The organism is Neobacillus drentensis, assembly GCF_036965425.1.
Taxonomy (GTDB): domain Bacteria; phylum Bacillota; class Bacilli; order Bacillales; family Cytobacillaceae; genus Neobacillus; species Neobacillus drentensis_F.
In genome coordinates this window covers 18,160-37,140 of the sequence record NZ_JBALPP010000109.1, presented here as the reverse complement: position 1 = coordinate 37,140, position 18,981 = coordinate 18,160, and the positions used below count along the sequence as shown (strand labels likewise).

The 18,981-nt window shown below is 40.9% G+C and carries 20 protein-coding genes; all 20 read left to right on the top strand.

Going from position 1 to position 18,981, the window contains the following annotated elements:
• The first annotated feature begins 244 nt into the window (after window positions 1-244).
• Window positions 245-1,162 carry a sporulation peptidase YabG gene (gene yabG, locus V7161_RS23810; protein WP_335715304.1) on the top strand — a complete coding sequence of 306 codons (918 nt, stop codon included), beginning with the start codon at window positions 245-247 and terminating at the stop codon, window positions 1,160-1,162.
• A 202-nt stretch (window positions 1,163-1,364) separates the two neighbouring features.
• Window positions 1,365-1,628 (top strand): biofilm formation stimulator Veg, encoded by a 264-nt coding sequence (gene veg, locus V7161_RS23805; protein WP_205181638.1) that lies wholly within the window; start codon window positions 1,365-1,367, stop codon window positions 1,626-1,628.
• A 109-nt stretch (window positions 1,629-1,737) separates the two neighbouring features.
• A complete protein-coding gene (locus V7161_RS23800) occupies window positions 1,738-1,926 on the top strand; it encodes a small, acid-soluble spore protein, alpha/beta type (RefSeq protein WP_335715303.1) in 189 nt (62 codons plus the stop codon).
• A gap of 195 nt (window positions 1,927-2,121) precedes the next feature.
• A complete protein-coding gene (gene ispE / locus V7161_RS23795; RefSeq protein ID WP_335715302.1) occupies window positions 2,122-2,991 on the top strand; it encodes a 4-(cytidine 5'-diphospho)-2-C-methyl-D-erythritol kinase in 870 nt (289 codons plus the stop codon).
• A gap of 97 nt (window positions 2,992-3,088) precedes the next feature.
• Window positions 3,089-3,922: a pur operon repressor gene (purR, locus tag V7161_RS23790; RefSeq protein ID WP_335715301.1), complete on the top strand. Its 834-nt coding sequence runs from the start codon at window positions 3,089-3,091 to the stop codon at window positions 3,920-3,922.
• The gene (gene ridA, locus V7161_RS23785; protein ID WP_335715300.1) at window positions 3,919-4,293 is read left to right on the top strand and encodes a 2-iminobutanoate/2-iminopropanoate deaminase; all 375 of its coding nucleotides are present in this window, start codon (window positions 3,919-3,921) and stop codon (window positions 4,291-4,293) included. The genes purR and ridA overlap by 4 nt, the downstream gene beginning before the upstream one ends.
• 150 nt (window positions 4,294-4,443) lie before the next feature.
• The gene (gene spoVG, locus V7161_RS23780; protein WP_003347151.1) at window positions 4,444-4,734 is read left to right on the top strand and encodes a septation regulator SpoVG; all 291 of its coding nucleotides are present in this window, start codon (window positions 4,444-4,446) and stop codon (window positions 4,732-4,734) included.
• Window positions 4,735-4,932: 198 nt separating this feature from the next.
• The gene (gene glmU, locus V7161_RS23775) at window positions 4,933-6,306 is read left to right on the top strand and encodes a bifunctional UDP-N-acetylglucosamine diphosphorylase/glucosamine-1-phosphate N-acetyltransferase GlmU (RefSeq protein ID WP_335715299.1); all 1,374 of its coding nucleotides are present in this window, start codon (window positions 4,933-4,935) and stop codon (window positions 6,304-6,306) included.
• 24 nt (window positions 6,307-6,330) lie between these two features.
• The gene (locus tag V7161_RS23770) at window positions 6,331-7,287 is read left to right on the top strand and encodes a ribose-phosphate diphosphokinase (protein WP_223596387.1); all 957 of its coding nucleotides are present in this window, start codon (window positions 6,331-6,333) and stop codon (window positions 7,285-7,287) included.
• Window positions 7,288-7,428: 141 nt separating this feature from the next.
• Entirely contained in the window at window positions 7,429-8,067 is a 639-nt protein-coding gene (locus V7161_RS23765) for a 50S ribosomal protein L25/general stress protein Ctc (RefSeq protein ID WP_335715298.1), read from the top strand.
• A gap of 131 nt (window positions 8,068-8,198) precedes the next feature.
• Window positions 8,199-8,759 carry an aminoacyl-tRNA hydrolase gene (gene pth, locus V7161_RS23760; RefSeq protein ID WP_223596383.1) on the top strand — a complete coding sequence of 187 codons (561 nt, stop codon included), beginning with the start codon at window positions 8,199-8,201 and terminating at the stop codon, window positions 8,757-8,759.
• A gap of 115 nt (window positions 8,760-8,874) precedes the next feature.
• The gene (locus tag V7161_RS23755; protein WP_223596381.1) at window positions 8,875-9,105 is read left to right on the top strand and encodes an anti-sigma-F factor Fin family protein; all 231 of its coding nucleotides are present in this window, start codon (window positions 8,875-8,877) and stop codon (window positions 9,103-9,105) included.
• A 236-nt stretch (window positions 9,106-9,341) separates the two neighbouring features.
• Complete coding sequence (gene mfd, locus V7161_RS23750; protein WP_335715297.1) at window positions 9,342-12,881, top strand: transcription-repair coupling factor; 3,540 nt, start codon at window positions 9,342-9,344, stop codon at window positions 12,879-12,881.
• 476 nt (window positions 12,882-13,357) lie between these two features.
• Window positions 13,358-13,894 (top strand): stage V sporulation protein T, encoded by a 537-nt coding sequence (gene spoVT / locus V7161_RS23745; RefSeq protein WP_335715296.1) that lies wholly within the window; start codon window positions 13,358-13,360, stop codon window positions 13,892-13,894.
• 240 nt (window positions 13,895-14,134) lie between these two features.
• A complete protein-coding gene (locus V7161_RS23740) occupies window positions 14,135-15,763 on the top strand; it encodes a putative polysaccharide biosynthesis protein (protein WP_335715295.1) in 1,629 nt (542 codons plus the stop codon).
• A 1-nt stretch (window position 15,764) separates the two neighbouring features.
• The gene (gene mazG / locus V7161_RS23735) at window positions 15,765-17,231 is read left to right on the top strand and encodes a nucleoside triphosphate pyrophosphohydrolase (RefSeq protein WP_335715294.1); all 1,467 of its coding nucleotides are present in this window, start codon (window positions 15,765-15,767) and stop codon (window positions 17,229-17,231) included.
• Between the two features lie 15 nt (window positions 17,232-17,246).
• Window positions 17,247-17,525, top strand: a complete 279-nt coding sequence (locus tag V7161_RS23730) for an RNA-binding S4 domain-containing protein (protein WP_335715293.1) — start codon at window positions 17,247-17,249, stop codon at window positions 17,523-17,525.
• A gap of 75 nt (window positions 17,526-17,600) precedes the next feature.
• Entirely contained in the window at window positions 17,601-17,906 is a 306-nt protein-coding gene (yabP, locus tag V7161_RS23725) for a sporulation protein YabP (protein WP_223596371.1), read from the top strand.
• Window positions 17,903-18,535, top strand: a complete 633-nt coding sequence (gene yabQ / locus V7161_RS23720; RefSeq protein ID WP_335715292.1) for a spore cortex biosynthesis protein YabQ — start codon at window positions 17,903-17,905, stop codon at window positions 18,533-18,535. The genes yabP and yabQ overlap by 4 nt, the downstream gene beginning before the upstream one ends.
• A gap of 12 nt (window positions 18,536-18,547) precedes the next feature.
• Window positions 18,548-18,931, top strand: coding sequence for an FtsB family cell division protein (locus tag V7161_RS23715; protein WP_335715291.1), 384 nt, complete (start codon window positions 18,548-18,550; stop codon window positions 18,929-18,931).
• Window positions 18,932-18,981: the final 50 nt, after the last annotated feature.

Below are 18,981 nucleotides of genomic sequence, written 5' to 3'. Positions count from 1 at the left end.
GTGCCCGTGAATGCATATAAAACGCTTCATAGTCCTTGTGAAATCTTTTCAAGGGCCATGAAACGAACTTTATCACATCTTAGGCATTATGAGTTATCCGCCCAATAAATAACCAACAAAATCCTTAAAAATAAATAATCCTAATTATCGTTCGTCACAGGGACAAAGCCGGTGGCATAGCCTATCAGGGAAACTTTTATTATTTTGAAAGGCCTTTTTTGCTGGTCTAATTGGAGTGACGGCAGTGGATATAAAATTAATGGATATTGTCGGCAGACGTTCGTACAACTGTGACATTCTTTTTCGTGTAATCGATTTTCGAAAAATAAATGACCAGAAATTTGCGATCCTTTACGGGGAAGATTTCCGCATCGTGGCAGATGCTCCATATAATGATTTGGTTGTCATCAACCAAACCGAAAGATTAAAGCTTACACAAGAATTTAGGACACTTGAAGAACAGTCTTTAAGACTTTTTACTCAGGATGTTGATTTATTGAAACAGAGACAAGAATATACTGCAACAGGCGGGTATGTAAAACCGAGCAATTATTTTCAAATCCCCGGCAGAGTCCTTCATTTAGATGGAGATCCCTCCTATCTAAAAAAATGTATGACTTTGTATGAAAAAATCGGAGTCCCCGTATTAGGCATCCATTGCAATGAAAAGGAAATGCCGAATAAAATCGGCGAATTAATGGACTATTACCGGCCGGATATTCTCGTTATCACCGGGCACGACGCCTACTCAAAGGCAAAAGGGAAAATGAGCGATATCAACGCCTACCGGCATTCTAGGCACTTTGTTCAAACCGTTAGGGAGGCAAGGAAAAGAGTACCGCATCTAGATCAACTGGTTATCTTTGCGGGTGCATGCCAATCACACTTTGAATCTCTGATTCATGCAGGGGCAAACTTCGCCAGTTCTCCCACAAGAGTCAATATACACGCACTTGATCCGGTATATATTGTTGCCAAAATAAGCTTTACCCCGTTTATGGAAAGAATAAACGTGTGGGATGTTTTGCGCAATACGTTAACAGGAGATAAGGGGCTGGGCGGCATCGAAACAAAGGGTGTTTTAAGAACAGGTATGCCTTATAGACCACTCCCAGACGAGGATGAAGAAGAAAATCAAAATCAAGATACAGAGAAAGTATGAGCCTTTTAATCCCCGGGGCTTATTTTTTTTAATATTGTACACATATTCCATTGACATTAAGGTAACGATAGAAATGTTGAAATTTAGAAGAAAAAGTAGAAGAAAAAATATTGACAAACTTTTTGTCGGACTGATATAATTTATATTTTTGTTTGACAGGACTATGTCAGTGTGTTATACTTTACATAGTGAGGTGGACCGAATGCCAAAAACCTTAGCCGATATTAAAAAGGCTCTTGACACAAATTTAGGGAAAAGATTATTGCTGAAAGCAAATGGCGGACGCAGGAAAACAATTGAACGTTCCGGTGTTTTAGCTGAAACTTACCCGTCTGTTTTTGTTATTGAATTAGATCAGGATGAAAATTCATTCGAGCGAGTGTCTTACAGCTATGCGGATGTATTAACAGAAACAGTTCAAATTACATTCTACGATGAAGCAGCAGGACATGTAGCATTAAGTTAGTATATAAGCAATGAGTGGCAGTAAACTTTAGGTTTACTGCTTTTTGCTATCATTAAAAACCATTATTTACTCATACTATGAATGCTGTAGTATGAAAGGGGTTGTTTAGATGGGCAGAAGAAGAAGAGGGATTATGTCAAGCCAATTTAAAGAAGAGCTTGCAAAAGATCTTGGTTTCTATGATGTTGTTCAAAAAGAGGGTTGGGGCGGCATCCGTGCAAAGGATGCAGGGAATATGGTTAAACGCGCCATAGAGCTTGCAGAAGCACAGTTGGCTGGTAAAGGCCGGCAGTCTTAACTCAAAATTAAAATGCACTTCCGCTTGTAATTTAAACGAATCACTGCTGCAGCATGGCCAGGGGGAACTTTTCCTCTGGCCTTTAAATTTCACCATAAAACCCCAATGCGCTTGCGCTTTACTAGTCGTTTTGTGGTAAAATAGGACAAAATGTGGATTGCGGAATATTGCACTATATAGAAGTAGGTGGACCTATTGAAGCTTTTAGTCAAAGCACCGGCTAAAATCAATTTAGCACTAGATGTTTTACATAAACGTTCCGACGGCTATCACGAGGTTGAAATGATCATGACAACTATTGATTTAGCCGATCGGGTGGAACTGACCTTATTAAATCAAGATCAAATACATATTCTTTCCCATAATCGTTATGTACCGGATGATCAGCGCAACTTAGCCTATCAAGCAGCACAGCTGTTGAAAAACCGTTTCCAGGTGAAAAAAGGTGTCATGATTGCCATCGAAAAAACCATCCCTGTTGCGGCTGGACTTGCGGGCGGGAGCAGTGATGCCGCTGCTACTTTACGAGGCTTGAATAAACTATGGGACCTCGGCTTATCACTAGATGAATTAGCAGAGCTCGGGAGCGAAATTGGTTCAGATGTGTCCTTTTGTGTCTATGGGGGCACAGCGTTAGCAAAAGGCAGGGGCGAAATGATTACCGAACTGCCGCCTCCACCGACGTGCTGGGTAATTCTCGCTAAACCCTTTATCGGAGTTTCGACGGCTGAGGTTTATCGACGCTTAGATATCAACAGAATGAGTCATCCTGATATTGGACAAATGGTCGAGGCGATTAACAGCCGGGATTATCAAAAGGTTTGTCAAAATGTAGGGAATGTGTTAGAGGATGTTACCTTAAATCTTCATCCAGAAGTGGCGCAGATAAAGGAGCAAATGAAGCGTTTTGGAGCGGACGCCGTTTTAATGAGCGGCAGTGGGCCAACCGTTTTTGGAATTGTCCAGCATGATTCGAGAATGCACCGAATCTATAACGGCCTTCGAGGCTTTTGTGACCAGGTGTTCGCTGTCAGGATGCTTGGAGAACGGCACTCACTTGATTAAATCCGAACATTATTGGTATTTTAATGGCAAACACTTGATTAGAAACGTACAATAATGATATCCTCTAATTAGAATATTCGGCTTTTGGGGGTTTGTTATGAAATTTCGCCGTAGTGAACGTTTGATTGATATGACCAACTATTTATTGGACCATCCTCGCCAATTAGTACCGCTAACGTATTTTGCTGAACGCTATGCTTCAGCTAAGTCTTCTATCAGTGAGGATTTAGCCATCGTCAAGGAAACCTTTGAACAAAGGGGAATCGGTACGCTGCAAACCGTGCCCGGGGCCGCTGGCGGGGTTAAATTTATTGTAAAAGTAAGTAAAGAAGAAGCACAGCCATTCATGAATGAGCTATGTGACTTAATTGCTAAACCTGATAGGCTCTTGCCTGGAGGGTATTTATATTTAACGGATATTTTAGGAAATCCATCCGTTGTGCAGCAGGCCGGGCGAATTATTGCCTCAGCTTATGCAGATGCCAAAATTGATGTGGTGATGACTGTGGCCACTAAAGGAATTCCGCTTGCCTATGCAGTTGCCAGTCAATTGAATGTTCCGGTAGTTATTGTCCGAAGGGATAGTAAAGTTACTGAAGGGCCAACCGTCAGCATTAATTATGTGTCCGGGTCAGCCAAGCGCATCCAGACTATGGTCTTGTCAAAACGAAGCATGCAGGAAGGATCGCGTGTTCTTATTGTTGATGATTTTATGAAAGCAGGCGGTACTGTCATGGGTATGATCAGTATCATTGAGGAATTCAATTCCCAAGTCGCCGGTATTGCTGTTTTAGTCGAAGCGGAAAAAATTGAAGAGCGGTTGGTTGATGAATATATTTCGCTTGTCCAACTATCTGATGTGGATGTAAAAGAAAAAACGATCAATGTCCAAATAGGTAATTATTTTAATAAACAGGGGGAAATCGTATGAAAGTAGTTCAAACAAATCAAGCGCCAGCAGCCATCGGGCCATATTCACAAGGAATCATTGTCAACAATTTATTCTACAGCTCAGGACAAATTCCGCTAACAGCAGAGGGCAATCTGGTGACTGGAGACATTAAAGAACAAACCCATCAGGTTTTCCGCAATTTACAGGCTGTGCTGGAAGAAGCTGGGGCATCCTTTGGAACGGTCGTAAAAGCTACTGTATTTATTAAAAATATGGACGAATTCGCGGCAGTTAACGAAGTATATGGGGAATATTTCTCCACGCATAAACCGGCCCGTTCCTGTGTAGAGGTCGCCCGTTTGCCAAAAGATGTGTTAGTTGAGATTGAAGTAGTAGCGCTCGTGAAATAAACGGGCGTTTTTTTTTATGTCTACTTTTTACAAAAGTTCACAAATTCGTCCTATTTTTTAAAAAAATTTTGAAAATAAAGAAGGAATAAGCAAATTATTTGTTGAATTTATTAAACTAGCTTTTTATCATTAGAAAAAGGGTGTGAGCACATGGAAGTAACTGACGTAAGATTACGCCGGGTTAATACGGATGGAAGAATGAGAGCGATTGCATCAATCACATTGGACAATGAATTTGTTGTTCATGACATTCGTGTTATTGACGGGAACAACGGTTTATTTGTAGCTATGCCAAGTAAACGTACTCCTGATGGAGAATTTCGTGATATTGCGCATCCAATCAATTCAGGAACACGCGGTAAGATCCAAGAAGCTGTATTGGCTGAGTACCACCGTTTAGGTGAATTGGAAGTAGAATTTGAAGAAGCCGGAGCTTCCTAAGGATTATTACAACTAGGGCCTTTCTTCTAAGTAAGGCTCTTTTTTATGTGTTTTATATAACCTCGATACTTTCTTCTGCCCTCTACTAAAAAAACTCAAAATTACAACAATAGACACATATCCTTCATTCCTTGAAAAGCCGTCCCATTTACGTTAATATTTTTAGTGGATAAAAAGGTTAAATTGGAGGACTTGAACATGCCCAATCGTTATGCTGTGATTTTGGCCGCAGGACAAGGGACGCGGATGAAATCTAAGCTTTATAAAGTATTACACCCAGTTTGCGGTAAACCGATGGTCGAGCATGTGGTTGACCAAGTGGAAAAACTGAATGTCCAAGAAATGGTCACCATCATTGGACACGGAGCGGAAATGGTTCAGGGCCAACTAGGCAGCAGAAGCCATTATGCACTTCAGGAGCAGCAGCTAGGAACAGCACATGCGGTTATGCAGGCTGCCGGAATGCTGGAAGGAAAAGAAGGCGTTACCATCGTTGTTTGCGGTGATACCCCGTTAATTAAAGCCGAAACGATGGAGTCCCTATTTAAACACCATGAAGAATTAAAGGCAAAAGCCACCATCCTTACGGCAAGAATTGATGATCCAACAGGATACGGCCGAATCATTCGCAATGAAAAAGGTCTTGTCGAGAAAATTGTCGAACATAAAGATGCTACGGAAGATGAGCGCAAAGTAAATGAAATCAATACAGGAACATACTGTTTTGATAATGCTGCCCTTTTCGAAGCACTAAAAAATGTTTCTAATGACAATGTACAAGGAGAATACTATTTACCAGATGTCATTGAAATCTTGAAAAAACAAGGTGAAATTGTTACAGCCTTTCAAACAAATACGATAGAAGAAACCCTGGGTGTCAATGATCGGGTAGCTTTATCAGAGGCAGAGCGAATTATGCGAACACGTTTGAATGAAGCGCATATGCGAAACGGAGTAACAATCATTGACCCATCTAACACTTACATTGGAACGGATGTTGAAATCGGTCAGGATACCGTCATTTATCCTGGAACCATTTTAACAGGTAAAACCATTATCGGTGCGGAATGTCATATTGGACCAAACACAGAAATTGACACGTGTGAAATTGGGGATGAAACAGTCATCCGTCAATCAGCTGCCTTTAAAAGCTCAATTGGTTCCCACGTCAATATCGGACCGTTTGCTCACATTCGCCCTGAGTCAAATATTGATGATGATGTGAAAATTGGAAACTTCGTCGAAATTAAGAAAGCTGTATTCGGAAAAGGAAGTAAAGCCTCACACTTAAGCTATATTGGGGATGCCGAAGTCGGCACTGATGTAAACATCGGCTGCGGATCGATTACAGTGAATTACGACGGTAAAAATAAATTTTTAACCAAAATTGAAGATGGAGTCTTTATTGGCTGCAACTCCAATCTAGTTGCCCCTGTCACTATTGGAAAGGGCGCTTATGTAGCTGCCGGATCCACGATTACAAAAGACGTACCTGGCGAGGCTTTATCCATTGCCCGTGCCAAGCAAGTGAATAAAGAAAATTACGTTGCAAAGCTTAATTTAAAGAAATAAGCGAATGATTTCAGGAGGGCCCTCATGTCGAATCAATATTTAGATCCAAATTTAAAGGTATTCAGTTTAAATTCAAATCTTCCCCTTGCAAGAGAAATTGCCAAAGTAATTGGTGTTGAGCTTGGAAAGAGCTCGGTAACCAGATTTAGTGATGGAGAAATTCAAATCAATATTGAGGAAAGTATCCGCGGCTGTGATGTGTATGTGATTCAGTCCACAAGCTCACCTGTGAATGAAAATATCATGGAATTGTTAATCATGATTGATGCTTTAAAGAGAGCTTCAGCGAAAACGATTAATATTGTGATGCCTTATTATGGCTATGCACGTCAGGATCGTAAAGCGCGTTCACGTGAACCAATCACAGCTAAGCTTGTGGCAAACCTGCTTGAGACAGCTGGTGCGACACGTGTACTTTGTTTAGATTTGCATGCACCACAAATTCAAGGGTTCTTCGATATTCCGATTGACCACTTGATGGGTGTGCCTATTTTAGCTGATTATTTTTCAAATAAACAATTAAACGGTGATATTGTTGTTGTTTCTCCTGACCATGGCGGGGTTACAAGAGCAAGAAAAATGGCTGAACGCCTGAAAGCACCAATTGCGATTATTGATAAGCGTCGTCCAAGACCGAATGTGGCTGAGGTTATGAATATCGTTGGTAATATTGAGGGCAAAGTAGCGATATTAATTGATGATATCATTGATACAGCAGGAACAATCACATTGGCTGCTAACGCATTAGTAGAGAATGGTGCATTGGAAGTATATGCATGCTGTACACATCCAGTTCTATCAGGACCGGCGATTGAAAGAATCCAAAATTCGAAAATTAAGGAATTAGTGGTGACTAACTCTATTGCCCTTTCAGAAGAGAAAAAGACGGATAAAATCATTAATTTATCTGTCGCACCATTAATTGGAGAAGCGATTATCCGCATCCACGAAGAACAATCTGTAAGTACCCTATTTGATTAATAGGCCATATTAGGATCTGACTTTTTAGGTCAGGTCCTTCTTCGCTATAAGTGTTATTTTTTGCAAAAAAATGTTTAGTCCTTCCTATTTTGGGGCAATTTTATATAGAATGTTTTATTCAAAATAGGAAGGTGACAATACATGAGTACTGTTTTACAAGCAAAAGAGCGGAAAGAACTCCGCCATTCGGCATTACGGAAAATCAGAGATAATGGGAATATTCCTGCTGTCATCTATGGAGCAAGGGTGGATAGCAAGCCGGTTTATATCAGTTCAGCTGATTTAACAAAGACAATCCGCGCTGTCGGCCGTAATGGGGTCATTTCACTTGATGTTGACGGCAGCAAACAGGATGTTATCTTAACTGATTACCAAGAGGATTTTATTAAAAAAGAAATTCTTCATGTTGATTTCCTAGCCGTAGATAAATCATCCAAGATCAACGTTAATGTAAGACTTGCTCTTGTAGGTGAGGCAATAGGAGTGAAGGACGGCGGGGTCCTTCAGCAGCCGCTTCATGAAATTTCGATCACGGCAACCCCTGATAATATTCCACAGCAAATTGAAGTCGATATCACGAACCTTCAGGTCGGCGAAAACATAACGGTTGGCGACATTCCATCAGGTGGTGCTTTCAGCATTAACCACGAGGATGAAGAAGTCGTTGCTTCTATCCTGCCGCCTAAGGTCGAAGAGGAAATTGATGCCGGTGAGCAGCAAGAAGGCGGCCACCCTGATAATGAAGAAGGAAGAGAAACAACACCAGTTGGTGGAGAATAGAAACAAAGACGTAACCTATCTTGGTTACGTCTTTATCGCATTTCCATAGAAAATATATTATATTATGGGAGATAGCTATGTTCCGAAATTTTTTTAAAAGGTTGGCTAAACCAAAAGAGGAGGGACCGTCTATGAAATTAATAGTTGGTTTAGGGAACCCGGGGAAACAGTATGACCAAACAAGGCATAATATCGGTTTTGAAGTCATTGATGCTTTATCAAGTCAAATGAATATACCGCTTAATCAATCCAAATTTAAAGGATTATATGGGATTGGTTTTCATAAAGGAGAGAAGATTCTTCTCTTAAAACCTCTTACATACATGAATTTATCTGGAGAGTCGATCAGAGCTGTAATGGACTATTACCAAATCGAGTTAGAAGACCTGCTTGTTATCTATGATGATCTCGATTTGCCCGTCGGAAAAATCAGACTGCGTCAAAAGGGAAGCCCCGGCGGACATAACGGAATTAAATCAACCGTCGCACACCTTGGTACACAGCAGTTCAACAGGATTCGAATTGGAATTGACCGCCCTGAGCCGGGAATGAGCGTGCCGGATTATGTTTTAGGACGGTTCCGTCAGGATGAAAGGCCTTTGACACAGGAAGCTGTGAAAAAAAGTTCTGAAGCCTGTGAAGTCTGGCTGGAGAAGCCTTTCTTACAGGTGATGAACGAATATAATCAGTAAGTATTCATGATACAGGCTAAAATGACATACAATAAAGTGCATAAGAAACTAGTTGAATAAGTTCCTCCTATCAGGTTAATACTAGAAGGGAATCGTAGATTAGGGAGGGACAGGCGTGGCCATCCATTACCATTGTCGTCATTGCGGTACGAACCTTGGTTCCATTGAAAAAGCATCGGTCCATTCAGAAAGCCTTGGTCTTCATAAATTAACGGATCAGGAAAGAATAGATATGGTTGCTTATGACTCATCAGGTGATATCCATATCACGGCCATCTGTGAAGACTGTCAGGAAGCTTTGGAACGGAATCCAGACTACCATCAATACGATTACCTTATTCATTAACCAGCTTTGGATGCTATTCCAAAGCGTTTTTCTATTTATATTTTTCTACTATATTAATTTTATAAATGTCTAGCTGCAGCGCCTAGGGGCTCTTTGGTCTAAGCCAATCCGTCGAGAAGGTTAAAAAGCAACCTTCCCGCCGGCTCGTCTTATGCTTGTCGCCCCGGGGAAAAAATGAACTACTTTTTTCCTTGGTCTAGGCGCTTCCGCTTTTCGTTAAGAAGGGAGGAGAAACCTTGAACGGTTTAAAGTCATTATTCCTGAAGCAGGAAGATGTGCACTCCATCATAGCCGGTGTGCAAGAAGGCTTAAGGGAACAGCTAATTGCCGGATTATCAGGCTCGTCTAGGACAGTCCTTACGGCTTCTGTCTATGAACAAATGAAAAGGCCGATTATGCTCGTCACCCACAATCTATTACAAGCCCAAAAACTCTATGATGATATTGTAAATCTACTAAGTGAAAAAGAAGTGTTTCTTTTTCCGGCTAATGAATTGATTGCCGCTGAAATGAGTATTGCCAGTCCAGAATTAAAGGCGCAGCGAATTGAAGCCTTAAATCACTGGAGCAAGCAGCAGCAAGGCATATTAATTGTCCCCATTTCCGGATTAAAGAAGATCCTTCCACCCAAATCGTTATGGAAGGAATACCAGCTTTCTTTAAAAATTGGCGAAGATTTAAATATTGATAAAATGTTAAATACCTTTGTCCAGATGGGCTATGTTCGGGCTGAAATGGTCACGACACCAGGGGAGTTCAGTGTTAGAGGCGGAATTATTGATATCTATCCGCTTACTGAAACGAACCCGCTCCGAATTGAATTATTTGATACTGAGGTAGATTCGATTCGCTATTTCTCTTTGGAGGATCAGCGTTCCAAAGAGAAGGTTTCGGAGGTTATGATTGGCCCGGCAACGGAGGTATTGCTTAAAGCCGAGGATTATAGCCGAATGATCGGCAAGCTGGAAGATGGTTTATCCAAAAGTCTTAAAAAATTAAAAGATGATAAAGCGAAAATCCAGTTATCACAAAATATCAGTTTCGAACTGGAGCAATTGAAAAATGGCCATAAGCCTGATCAAGTCTTTAAATACCTCTCGCTGGCATATGAAAGGCCTAGTAGTTTACTAGACTACCTGCCAAGTAATGGATTGGTGTTTATTGATGAAATCAGTCGTGTCCAAGAGATGAACGACTCCCTTGTAAAAGAGGAAGCTGAATGGTATACCTCTCTGCTTAGTGAAGGCCAAATCATTCATGATTTACATATTTCCCATGATTTGCAGTCGATGCTGCAAAAAAAGGATTTTCCAATCCTGTACATGTCCCTGTTTTTAAGACATGTAGCCAATACGAGTCCGCAGAATATTATTAATATCTCTTGCAAGCAAATGCAAAATTTTCATGGACAAATGCATGTGTTAAAGGCAGAGATTGATCGTTGGAAAAAAGGCAATTATTCTATTTTATTTTTAGGACCAGACGAAGAACGAGTCAAAAAGCTTGAGCGGGTGCTAGAGGACTATGAAATTGAGGCCAGCATTATAAAGGGAGGTCAGCAGCTGCTCCCTGGCAAGGTTCAAATTATGAAAGGAAACCTGCAAACAGGTTTTGAGCTTTCTATTCAAAAAATTGCCGTCATCACAGAAGAAGAGCTGTTTAACAAACGGGTGAAAAAATCAGCCAGCCGTCAAAAGCTATCAAATGCTGAAAGAATCAAGAGTTACTCAGAGCTTAGAATTGGCGATTATGTTGTACACGTCAATCACGGAATTGGCAAGTATTTAGGAATTGAAACACTGGTCATCAACGGAATTCATAAGGATTATCTCCATATTCGCTATCAGGGAACCGATAAACTCTATGTACCGGTGGAACAAATCGACCAGGTCATGAAGTATGTCGGCTCAGAAGGAAAAGAACCGAAAATCTATAAACTGGGCGGCACGGATTGGAAAAAGGTTAAGAAAAAGGTTCAATCCTCTGTTCAGGATATCGCCGACGATTTAATTAAGCTGTATGCGGAAAGAGAAGCGGCCGTTGGCTATGCTTTTACACCGGATGGTGATATGCAGAGAGAATTTGAAACTTCCTTTGCGTATCAGGAAACGGAAGACCAATTGCGCTCTATTCATGAAATTAAAAAAGATATGGAACGTGGACGGCCAATGGACCGCTTATTGTGCGGGGATGTTGGCTATGGAAAAACAGAGGTTGCCATCCGCGCCGCTTTTAAAGCCATTGCAGATGGCAAGCAGGTTGCGTTCCTTGTGCCGACAACGATTTTGGCGCAACAGCATTTTGAAACACTCCGGGAAAGATTTCAAGACTATCCGATTAATATTGGCCTGTTAAGCCGTTTCCGCTCGAAAAAGCAACAAACCGATACAATAAAAGGTCTAAAGGCCGGTTCATGTGATATTGTCGTCGGAACCCATCGCCTGTTATCAAAGGATATTGTCTATCGAGATTTAGGGCTGTTAATTATTGATGAGGAACAACGATTTGGTGTTACTCATAAGGAAAAAATTAAGAAGTTAAAAACCAACGTTGATGTCCTTACGTTAACGGCAACGCCAATCCCAAGGACGCTGCATATGTCGATGCTTGGAGTCCGTGACTTATCGGTCATCGAGACACCGCCGGAGAATCGATTCCCTGTCCAGACTTATGTCATGGAGTACAATGGATCATTGGTGAGAGAGGCAATCGAAAGAGAACTAGCCCGTGACGGACAAGTCTACTTTTTATATAACCGGGTGGAAGACATTGAGCGGAAGGCAGAGGAAATTTCCATGCTTGTCCCGGATGCGCGCGTTACCTATGCACATGGCCAGATGACGGAAAATGAATTGGAATCGGTGATGATTAGTTTCTTAGCCGGGGAGTTTGATGTTCTGGTCAGTACGACCATTATTGAGACAGGGGTCGATATTCCAAATGTAAATACGCTGATTGTCTTTGATGCCGACCGCATGGGGCTGTCCCAGCTTTATCAGCTTCGCGGTCGTGTCGGCAGGTCAAACCGCGTTGCCTATGCCTACTTTACGTACCGCAAGGATAAGGTACTGACGGAAGTGGCCGAAAAACGCTTGCAAGCAATTAAAGAATTTACCGAGTTAGGTTCTGGCTTTAAAATCGCGATGCGAGATTTATCCATCCGCGGGGCAGGTAATTTATTAGGTGCCCAGCAGCATGGCTTCATTGATTCGGTTGGGTTTGACTTGTATTCACAAATGCTGAAGGAAGCGATTGAGGAGCGTAAAGGCGACCTGGTTTCCGCAGAGGTAAAAACAAATGTAGAAATCGATCTTGAGATTGATGCTTACATTCCGGATACGTATATTAAGGATGGCCATCAAAAGATTGAGATGTATAAGCGATTTAGAGGGGCCCAGGCGCTTGAGGATATTGAAGAGCTTCAGTCAGAAATGCAGGACCGTTTTGGTGAATATCCGGATGAGGTTTCATACCTTTTCCAAATTGCTGAAATGAAGATCTATGCTGCGCTAAGCGGAGTCGAGCAAATCAAACAGGTTAAACAAGACGTGACCATATTAATCAACGAAAAGGTTACCAACACCATTGATGGAAGCAAACTTTTCAGAATCGCTAATCAATTTGGCCGAAATGTCACACCGGGAATGGAAGGCCAAAAATTAAAAATAATGATCAAGACGAAAGAATATGCAACTGCCGAGTGGCTGAACATTGCTTTCGAAATGATAAAGGCCATTCCCACTGCTAAAAGAGAACAGGAAAATCCGGTGAATTAAAAAGAGTCCTCATGGATTGTTCATGAGGACAAAAATCATGATGGAGAAGCAGAACCTGTCCTCATGGAGCGTTCATGAGGACAAAAATCATGATGGAGAAGCAGAGCCTGTCCTCATGGAGCGTTCATGAGGACAAAAATCATGGTGGAGAAGCAGAACTTGTCCTCATAGAGAGTTCGTGAGGACAAAACCAAGTTAAAAAAAGCAAAACCTGTCCTCATAAAACACTTGGAAACCCAAATCTTCAAAAATCCCCCTTAAATCTGGACCTGTTTTTACCATTAAATACAATTTCTCTTAATCAATCCCATTCTCTTTGGGAAAATTTCCTGTAAATGTGAAATTTATATGTCGATTGTGTATAGAACTTTCCAGTTGAAAGATACTAAGTTCAAAGTTGGTGATGATTGCTATTAAAGGAAACACAGTCAATCACCAAGTTGAAAAATCATCAGATGAAAGTGAGGCAACATTGGATGAAAGCAACTGGAATAGTTCGTCGAATCGATGATTTGGGTCGTGTTGTAATTCCTAAAGAAATACGCAGAACCCTGCGTATCCGTGAAGGGGATCCGTTAGAGATCTTTGTTGATCGGGACGGAGAAGTCATATTAAAGAAGTATTCACCAATCAGCGAATTAAGCGATTTTGCCAAAGAATATGCAGAAGCCCTATTTGATAGCCTCGGTAACCCAATTTTAATTTGTGATAGAGACGCTTTCATTGCAGTAGCAGGCGGTTCCAAAAAGGATTATTTAAATAAAAATATTAGTGATTTAGTTGAAAAAACAATGGAAGAACGTAATTCAGTCCTGGTTAACCAGCAAGGTGAAATTGCTCTCGCCGATGGCAATGATGAAACTGTATCATCGTATACCATTGGACCGATTATTGCAAATGGCGACCCAATTGGAGCGGTCATTATCTACTCCAAAGAAGGCACCCTTGGTGAAGTAGAACAAAAAGCTGTAGAAACAGCGGCAGGTTTCCTGGCAAGACAAATGGAGTCATAATATTTTCATTTAAAAAGGCAGCATCGGCTGTCTTTTTTATTTAGGTTAAGTTTAAGGCTGTTGATTGGAGCGTAAATCAACAACAAAGTTAACAGAGCCCTTATTTAGCGATAAAACAAGCAACACTGTGCTATAATAACTGTCGAGTTTGTTTTTTATGTCTAGCTACAGCGCCTAGCCCCTCGAGGCTTCTTGTCGGGGCTGAGCAAGGCGCTTCCGCTTTTCTAAGTAGGTGAACTAATGAATTCGAAGTCCGTAAACCCTTCAAAGACTTTATTTAGAGGAGCTTTTATCTTAACCCTTGCAGCCATCATAACCAAGATACTCAGCGCGTTTTACCGGATTCCATTTCAAAACATTGTCGGTGATATTGGTTTTTACATATACCAGCAAGTGTACCCTTTTTATGGGATCGCCATGGTCCTGTCAACTACAGGCTTTCCCGTTGTGATCTCGAAGCTTTATGCAGAACAAAAAGCAAAAGGGGACGATCAAAAATCTCGTCTACTTCTGCTTGTATCGTTTATTTATTTACAGTTATTTGGCTTTGTCTGCTTTCTTGTCCTATATTTTGGAGCGAATCAAATCGCCTTGTGGATGAATGATGCTCATTTATCCATCCTATTAAGGGTAGTCGCAATTGTCTTTTTAACCTTTCCATTTGTATCGCTCTTAAGGGGCTATTATCAAGGAATTGGCGACATGGTGCCAACGGCTCTATCCCAGGTTGGAGAACAAACAACTAGGGTGCTTACGATTATCCTTTTATCGTATTTGTTTATGCAAAAAGGATCCTCACTTTACCTTGTTGGCGGCGGAGCGATGTTTGGCTCTATTACAGGGAGCCTGATATCAGCGATTATTCTGTTTATGTTCTTATGGATTCGTAAAGAATGGAAATGGGTAGCACCCAAAAAGGCAATATTCCAAAGCTATACGGAGGATGCGAAACAGATTTTTAAGTCGCTCGTTTTTCAGGGTCTGACCATCTGCCTGAGCGGAATGCTGCTAATATTTCTCCAATTAGGCGATTCTTTGAATCTGTTTTCTTTGCTTACTTCTAGTGGAATCGAGCAGGATATCGCAAAAGGCTTAAAAGGAGTATTTGACCGCGGTCAGCCTTTAATTCAGCTGGGAACAACTGTAGCTACCGCGATGTCGTTAACATTGGTTCCTATGATTACTAAGGAGCGAATGGCGCACAAACCCCAATTTTTACATCATAAAATAAAATTGGCCATTAAGGTTAGCATTGTCATCGGTCTTGGCGCCTCTGCCGGTTTATGGGCCATCATTGAACCGACAAACACCATGCTGTTTGAGAATGAAGCGGGTTCATCTGTCTTAGGAATTCTTGGTTTTGTGATTTTGTTTACTTCGATTATTCTAACGCTGATTGCCATCATGCAGGGGCTGGGAAATCTTATTTTTCCGGCATTAGCTGTCCTATGTGCGTTTCCATTAAAGTATTTCCTTAACATTATTTTCGTCCCGAAGTTTGCAACAATGGGAGCGGCACTTTCTTCCTTGATTACCTTAGCCATAATAAGTGTTCTATTGTTTATGAGATTAAAAAAAATGGTCAAAATCCCGTTGTTTAACTCTCATTTTCTAGGAACTGTACTAGCGGCAACTGTTCTGATGGTTCTTTTTTTAAAGGGCTATTTAATTGTATCAGGTTTCATTATCAGCCCATTGGACTTGGGCCGGATTGGAGCTGCTTTTCAAGCAATCAGCTCTGCCTGTTTCGGCGGATTGCTGTTTTTACTGATTATTATTAGAGGAAGCGTGTTTCATGAAGAAGAACTCTCCTTATTTCCATTGGGAAGTAAGCTCATTCATTTAATGGTTCGAAAGGATAGAAGATAAAATGGTGAAAAACATTGAAGTTTTAGGCTTAGGGGCAGGCGACTTAGAACAGCTGCCAATGGGAATTTATAAAAAATTACTAAATGCCAGCCACCTTTTTTTAAGAACAAAGGAACATCCCGTAGTAATTGAGTTAGAAAAAGAAGGGATGAACTACTCTTCCTTTGATTCTGTTTATGAAAAACATGATCAATTTGAAGCGGTATACCAAGAAATCGCCAGGACTCTTTTGGAAAAGGCACAAACGGAAGAGATTTTTTATGCGGTTCCGGGCCATCCGCTTGTTGCCGAGCAAACTGTTCAGCTTCTTTTAGAAAACGGACCAAAACAAGGGGTGGAAATTATCATCGGCGGCGGCCAAAGCTTTATTGATGCCCTATTTGCTTCGTTAAAAATTGACCCGGTTGATGGATTTCAGCTGCTTGACGGGACGATGCTCCAGGCCAGTCAGCTGAATTTGAACCAGCACATGATGATTAGTCAAGTCTATGATCAATTTGTTGCCTCCGATGTGAAATTAACTTTAATGGAAAAATTACCTGATGATTATGAGGTATGGATTGTGACGGCAGCAGGCAGTAAAGAAGAAGCCATTGAAAAGGTGCCGCTGTATGAGCTTGACCGCAATGTATCGCTCAATAATCTCACCTCTGTCTATGTCCCTCCAGTAAAAGACGAACAAATCTTGTGGAAAAATTTCTCCAAGCTGCGCGAGATTATTGCTGAATTAAGAGGGCCGGACGGTTGCCCATGGGATAAGGAACAAACCCATGATTCTCTGAAAAAGTACTTAATTGAAGAAACCTATGAAGTCATCGAGGCAATCGACAACGAAGATATCGATCATCTCGTTGAGGAACTTGGAGATGTTCTCCTTCAAGTAATGCTTCATGCCCAAATTGGTGAGGATGACGGATATTTTTCCATCGATGATGTCATTGAAGGCCTTTCTGCCAAAATGGTCCGCCGGCATCCTCATGTGTTTGGTAATGTAATAGCAGAAAATGCCGAACAGGTGCTACAAAACTGGGAAGATATAAAAAAGAAGGAAAAAGGCGATGTACAATCTTCATTACTAGAAGGCGTTTCAAAATCCCTTCCGAATTTGCTTCAGGCCTACGAATTGCAAAAGAAAGCTGCCAAAGTTGGCTTCGACTGGCAGGAAATTTCTCCAGCCTTGGAGAAAGTGAAGGAAGAGCTCGAGGAATTTGTAAATGAACTCGATGGAACGGAAGAAGGTCTTAAGCGGGCGAAAAAGGAATTTGGCGACTTGTTGTTTGCGTTTGTCAATGTAGCCAGATTTTTAAAGATTCATCCCGAAGAAGCCCTATTTGAAACGAACGAAAAGTTCAAGCGCCGGTTTCATTATGTCGAAGAAATGGTGGAAAAGAGCGGCCGAACGTTTGAAGATCACACGCTGGAAGAGTTGGATCAGTACTGGGATGAAGCAAAGTTAAAAGGATTATAGAATGGGGGACGAAGCATGCGTCTAGATAAATTTTTAAAAGTTTCAAGATTAATAAAAAGAAGAACATTAGCAAAAGAGGTATCTGACCAAGGAAGAATCGAAGTAAACGGGAAAGAAGCTAAGGCCAGTACCACGGTCAAGGTGGGCGATGAATTAATGATTCGCCTCGGTCAAAGAAAGGTCACAGCCAGAATCGACCGGATTCAGGAAACCACTCGTAAGGATGAGGCGGCTGAGATGTATACAATCATAAATGAAGAAAGAATCAGTTCCATAGAAAACCCACTGGAGTAGTGATGTTCTAAATCTCCTTTTCCTCACATAAATATGTATCAAAAAGGTTGTACAAATGATTGTGAGGGATAAAGGATGAGCCAATATTATGATAGCAATCCACAAAAGAGCAGCAATGTTCCTGATCATGATGTGATTATGCGGGGAAGAAAGCTACTTGATATTACCGGTGTTAAACAAGTAGAAAGCTTTGATAATGAGGAATTTTTATTGGAAACGTCGATGGGATTTTTGGCGATTAAAGGGCAGAACCTGCAAATGAAGAATCTTGATGTTGAAAAGGGCATTGTCTCCATCAAGGGGAAGATTTTTGATTTAGTATACTTAGATGAGCAGCACGGGGAGAAAGCTAAAGGCTTCTTTAGCAAGTTATTCCGATGAACCTTTCGACGCAATTTTTAACGATGCTTTCGATGATTGGAATGGGGTCGGTGTTTGGTGCCATGTTTGATACGTATCAGCGTTTTTTAAACCGCCCCAAACAAAAGCGCTGGATTGTTTTTATTAATGATCTATTATTTTGGATGATACAAGCGATAATTATCTTTTATACCCTATTCCTCGTTAATAATGGAGAATTACGATTTTATATCTTTATTGCGTTAATTTGTGGCTTCGCAGCCTATCAAAGCTTGTTTAAAGGGATCTACCTCCGTTTACTTGAGTTCTTAATTCGAACGATTATTTCCATTGCCAAATTTATTAAACAGACCTTTCATCTCCTTGTGTATAAACCAGTCGTCGGTTTAATCCAGCTGGTCATTATCATACTTCTTTCCATTGGCAGGGGGCTTTTATCCCTTGTCAAATTTATTTTTAAGATTTTACTGTCTATTGTTAAAATCCTTGTCACTATTTTACAATATATATTATTAATTTTTTGGAAACTTTTGCCGAAAAGTCTTAAAAAATCCGTCGAGAAGTTATATAATAGAACGGCAGGAAAATTCAAGGAAATCGGGAATTATATTGTAAAGTGGATAGATAAGTGGAAAAAGAAAAAAGAGTAAGGGGGGAAGGGAATGGGAACGCCAGCCCAAAAAAATGTATCCAAGATTCAGACAACCTATGTTGCCCAGCAGGAGTACGCGGAAATTGCCTCGGCTAGGAAAAGGAAGCAGGTTATAAGACGCCTTTCGGTGTTTTTCATTTTTGCCAGCTTACTATCATACCTGATGATTTCCAGTTTTCTTTCCCAAACCACTAAGCTCGAAGCTAAAATAGCGCAAAAAAAACAGGTGGACAACCAGCTCGCTGGTTTAAAAAAGGAACGGGATAGCTTAAAACAGGAAATAATTAATTTAAATGATGATGACTACATTGCTAAATTTGCCAGAAAAGAGTTCTTTTTCTCTAAGGAAAACGAAGTCATCTTTACGATCCCAGATGAAAAGAAGGAAAAATGAACCAATGTGTAGTCTTATTGACACTCAATTTTTTCTTTCTGTATAATATA

Coding starts and splice junctions, on each gene's coding strand:
- ridA (WP_335715300.1), top strand. CDS start 3,919: ATGAAAGTAGTTCAAACAAATCAAGCGCCAGCAGCCATCGGGCCATAT.
- V7161_RS23765 (WP_335715298.1), top strand. CDS start 7,429: ATGAGTACTGTTTTACAAGCAAAAGAGCGGAAAGAACTCCGCCATTCG.
- V7161_RS23715 (WP_335715291.1), top strand. CDS start 18,548: ATGGGAACGCCAGCCCAAAAAAATGTATCCAAGATTCAGACAACCTAT.
- yabP (WP_223596371.1), top strand. CDS start 17,601: ATGAGCCAATATTATGATAGCAATCCACAAAAGAGCAGCAATGTTCCT.
- V7161_RS23740 (WP_335715295.1), top strand. CDS start 14,135: ATGAATTCGAAGTCCGTAAACCCTTCAAAGACTTTATTTAGAGGAGCT.
- mazG (WP_335715294.1), top strand. CDS start 15,765: ATGGTGAAAAACATTGAAGTTTTAGGCTTAGGGGCAGGCGACTTAGAA.
- V7161_RS23800 (WP_335715303.1), top strand. CDS start 1,738: ATGGGCAGAAGAAGAAGAGGGATTATGTCAAGCCAATTTAAAGAAGAG.
- V7161_RS23730 (WP_335715293.1), top strand. CDS start 17,247: ATGCGTCTAGATAAATTTTTAAAAGTTTCAAGATTAATAAAAAGAAGA.
- purR (WP_335715301.1), top strand. CDS start 3,089: ATGAAATTTCGCCGTAGTGAACGTTTGATTGATATGACCAACTATTTA.
- spoVT (WP_335715296.1), top strand. CDS start 13,358: ATGAAAGCAACTGGAATAGTTCGTCGAATCGATGATTTGGGTCGTGTT.
- V7161_RS23770 (WP_223596387.1), top strand. CDS start 6,331: ATGTCGAATCAATATTTAGATCCAAATTTAAAGGTATTCAGTTTAAAT.
- veg (WP_205181638.1), top strand. CDS start 1,365: ATGCCAAAAACCTTAGCCGATATTAAAAAGGCTCTTGACACAAATTTA.
- spoVG (WP_003347151.1), top strand. CDS start 4,444: ATGGAAGTAACTGACGTAAGATTACGCCGGGTTAATACGGATGGAAGA.
- glmU (WP_335715299.1), top strand. CDS start 4,933: ATGCCCAATCGTTATGCTGTGATTTTGGCCGCAGGACAAGGGACGCGG.
- pth (WP_223596383.1), top strand. CDS start 8,199: ATGAAATTAATAGTTGGTTTAGGGAACCCGGGGAAACAGTATGACCAA.
- yabQ (WP_335715292.1), top strand. CDS start 17,903: ATGAACCTTTCGACGCAATTTTTAACGATGCTTTCGATGATTGGAATG.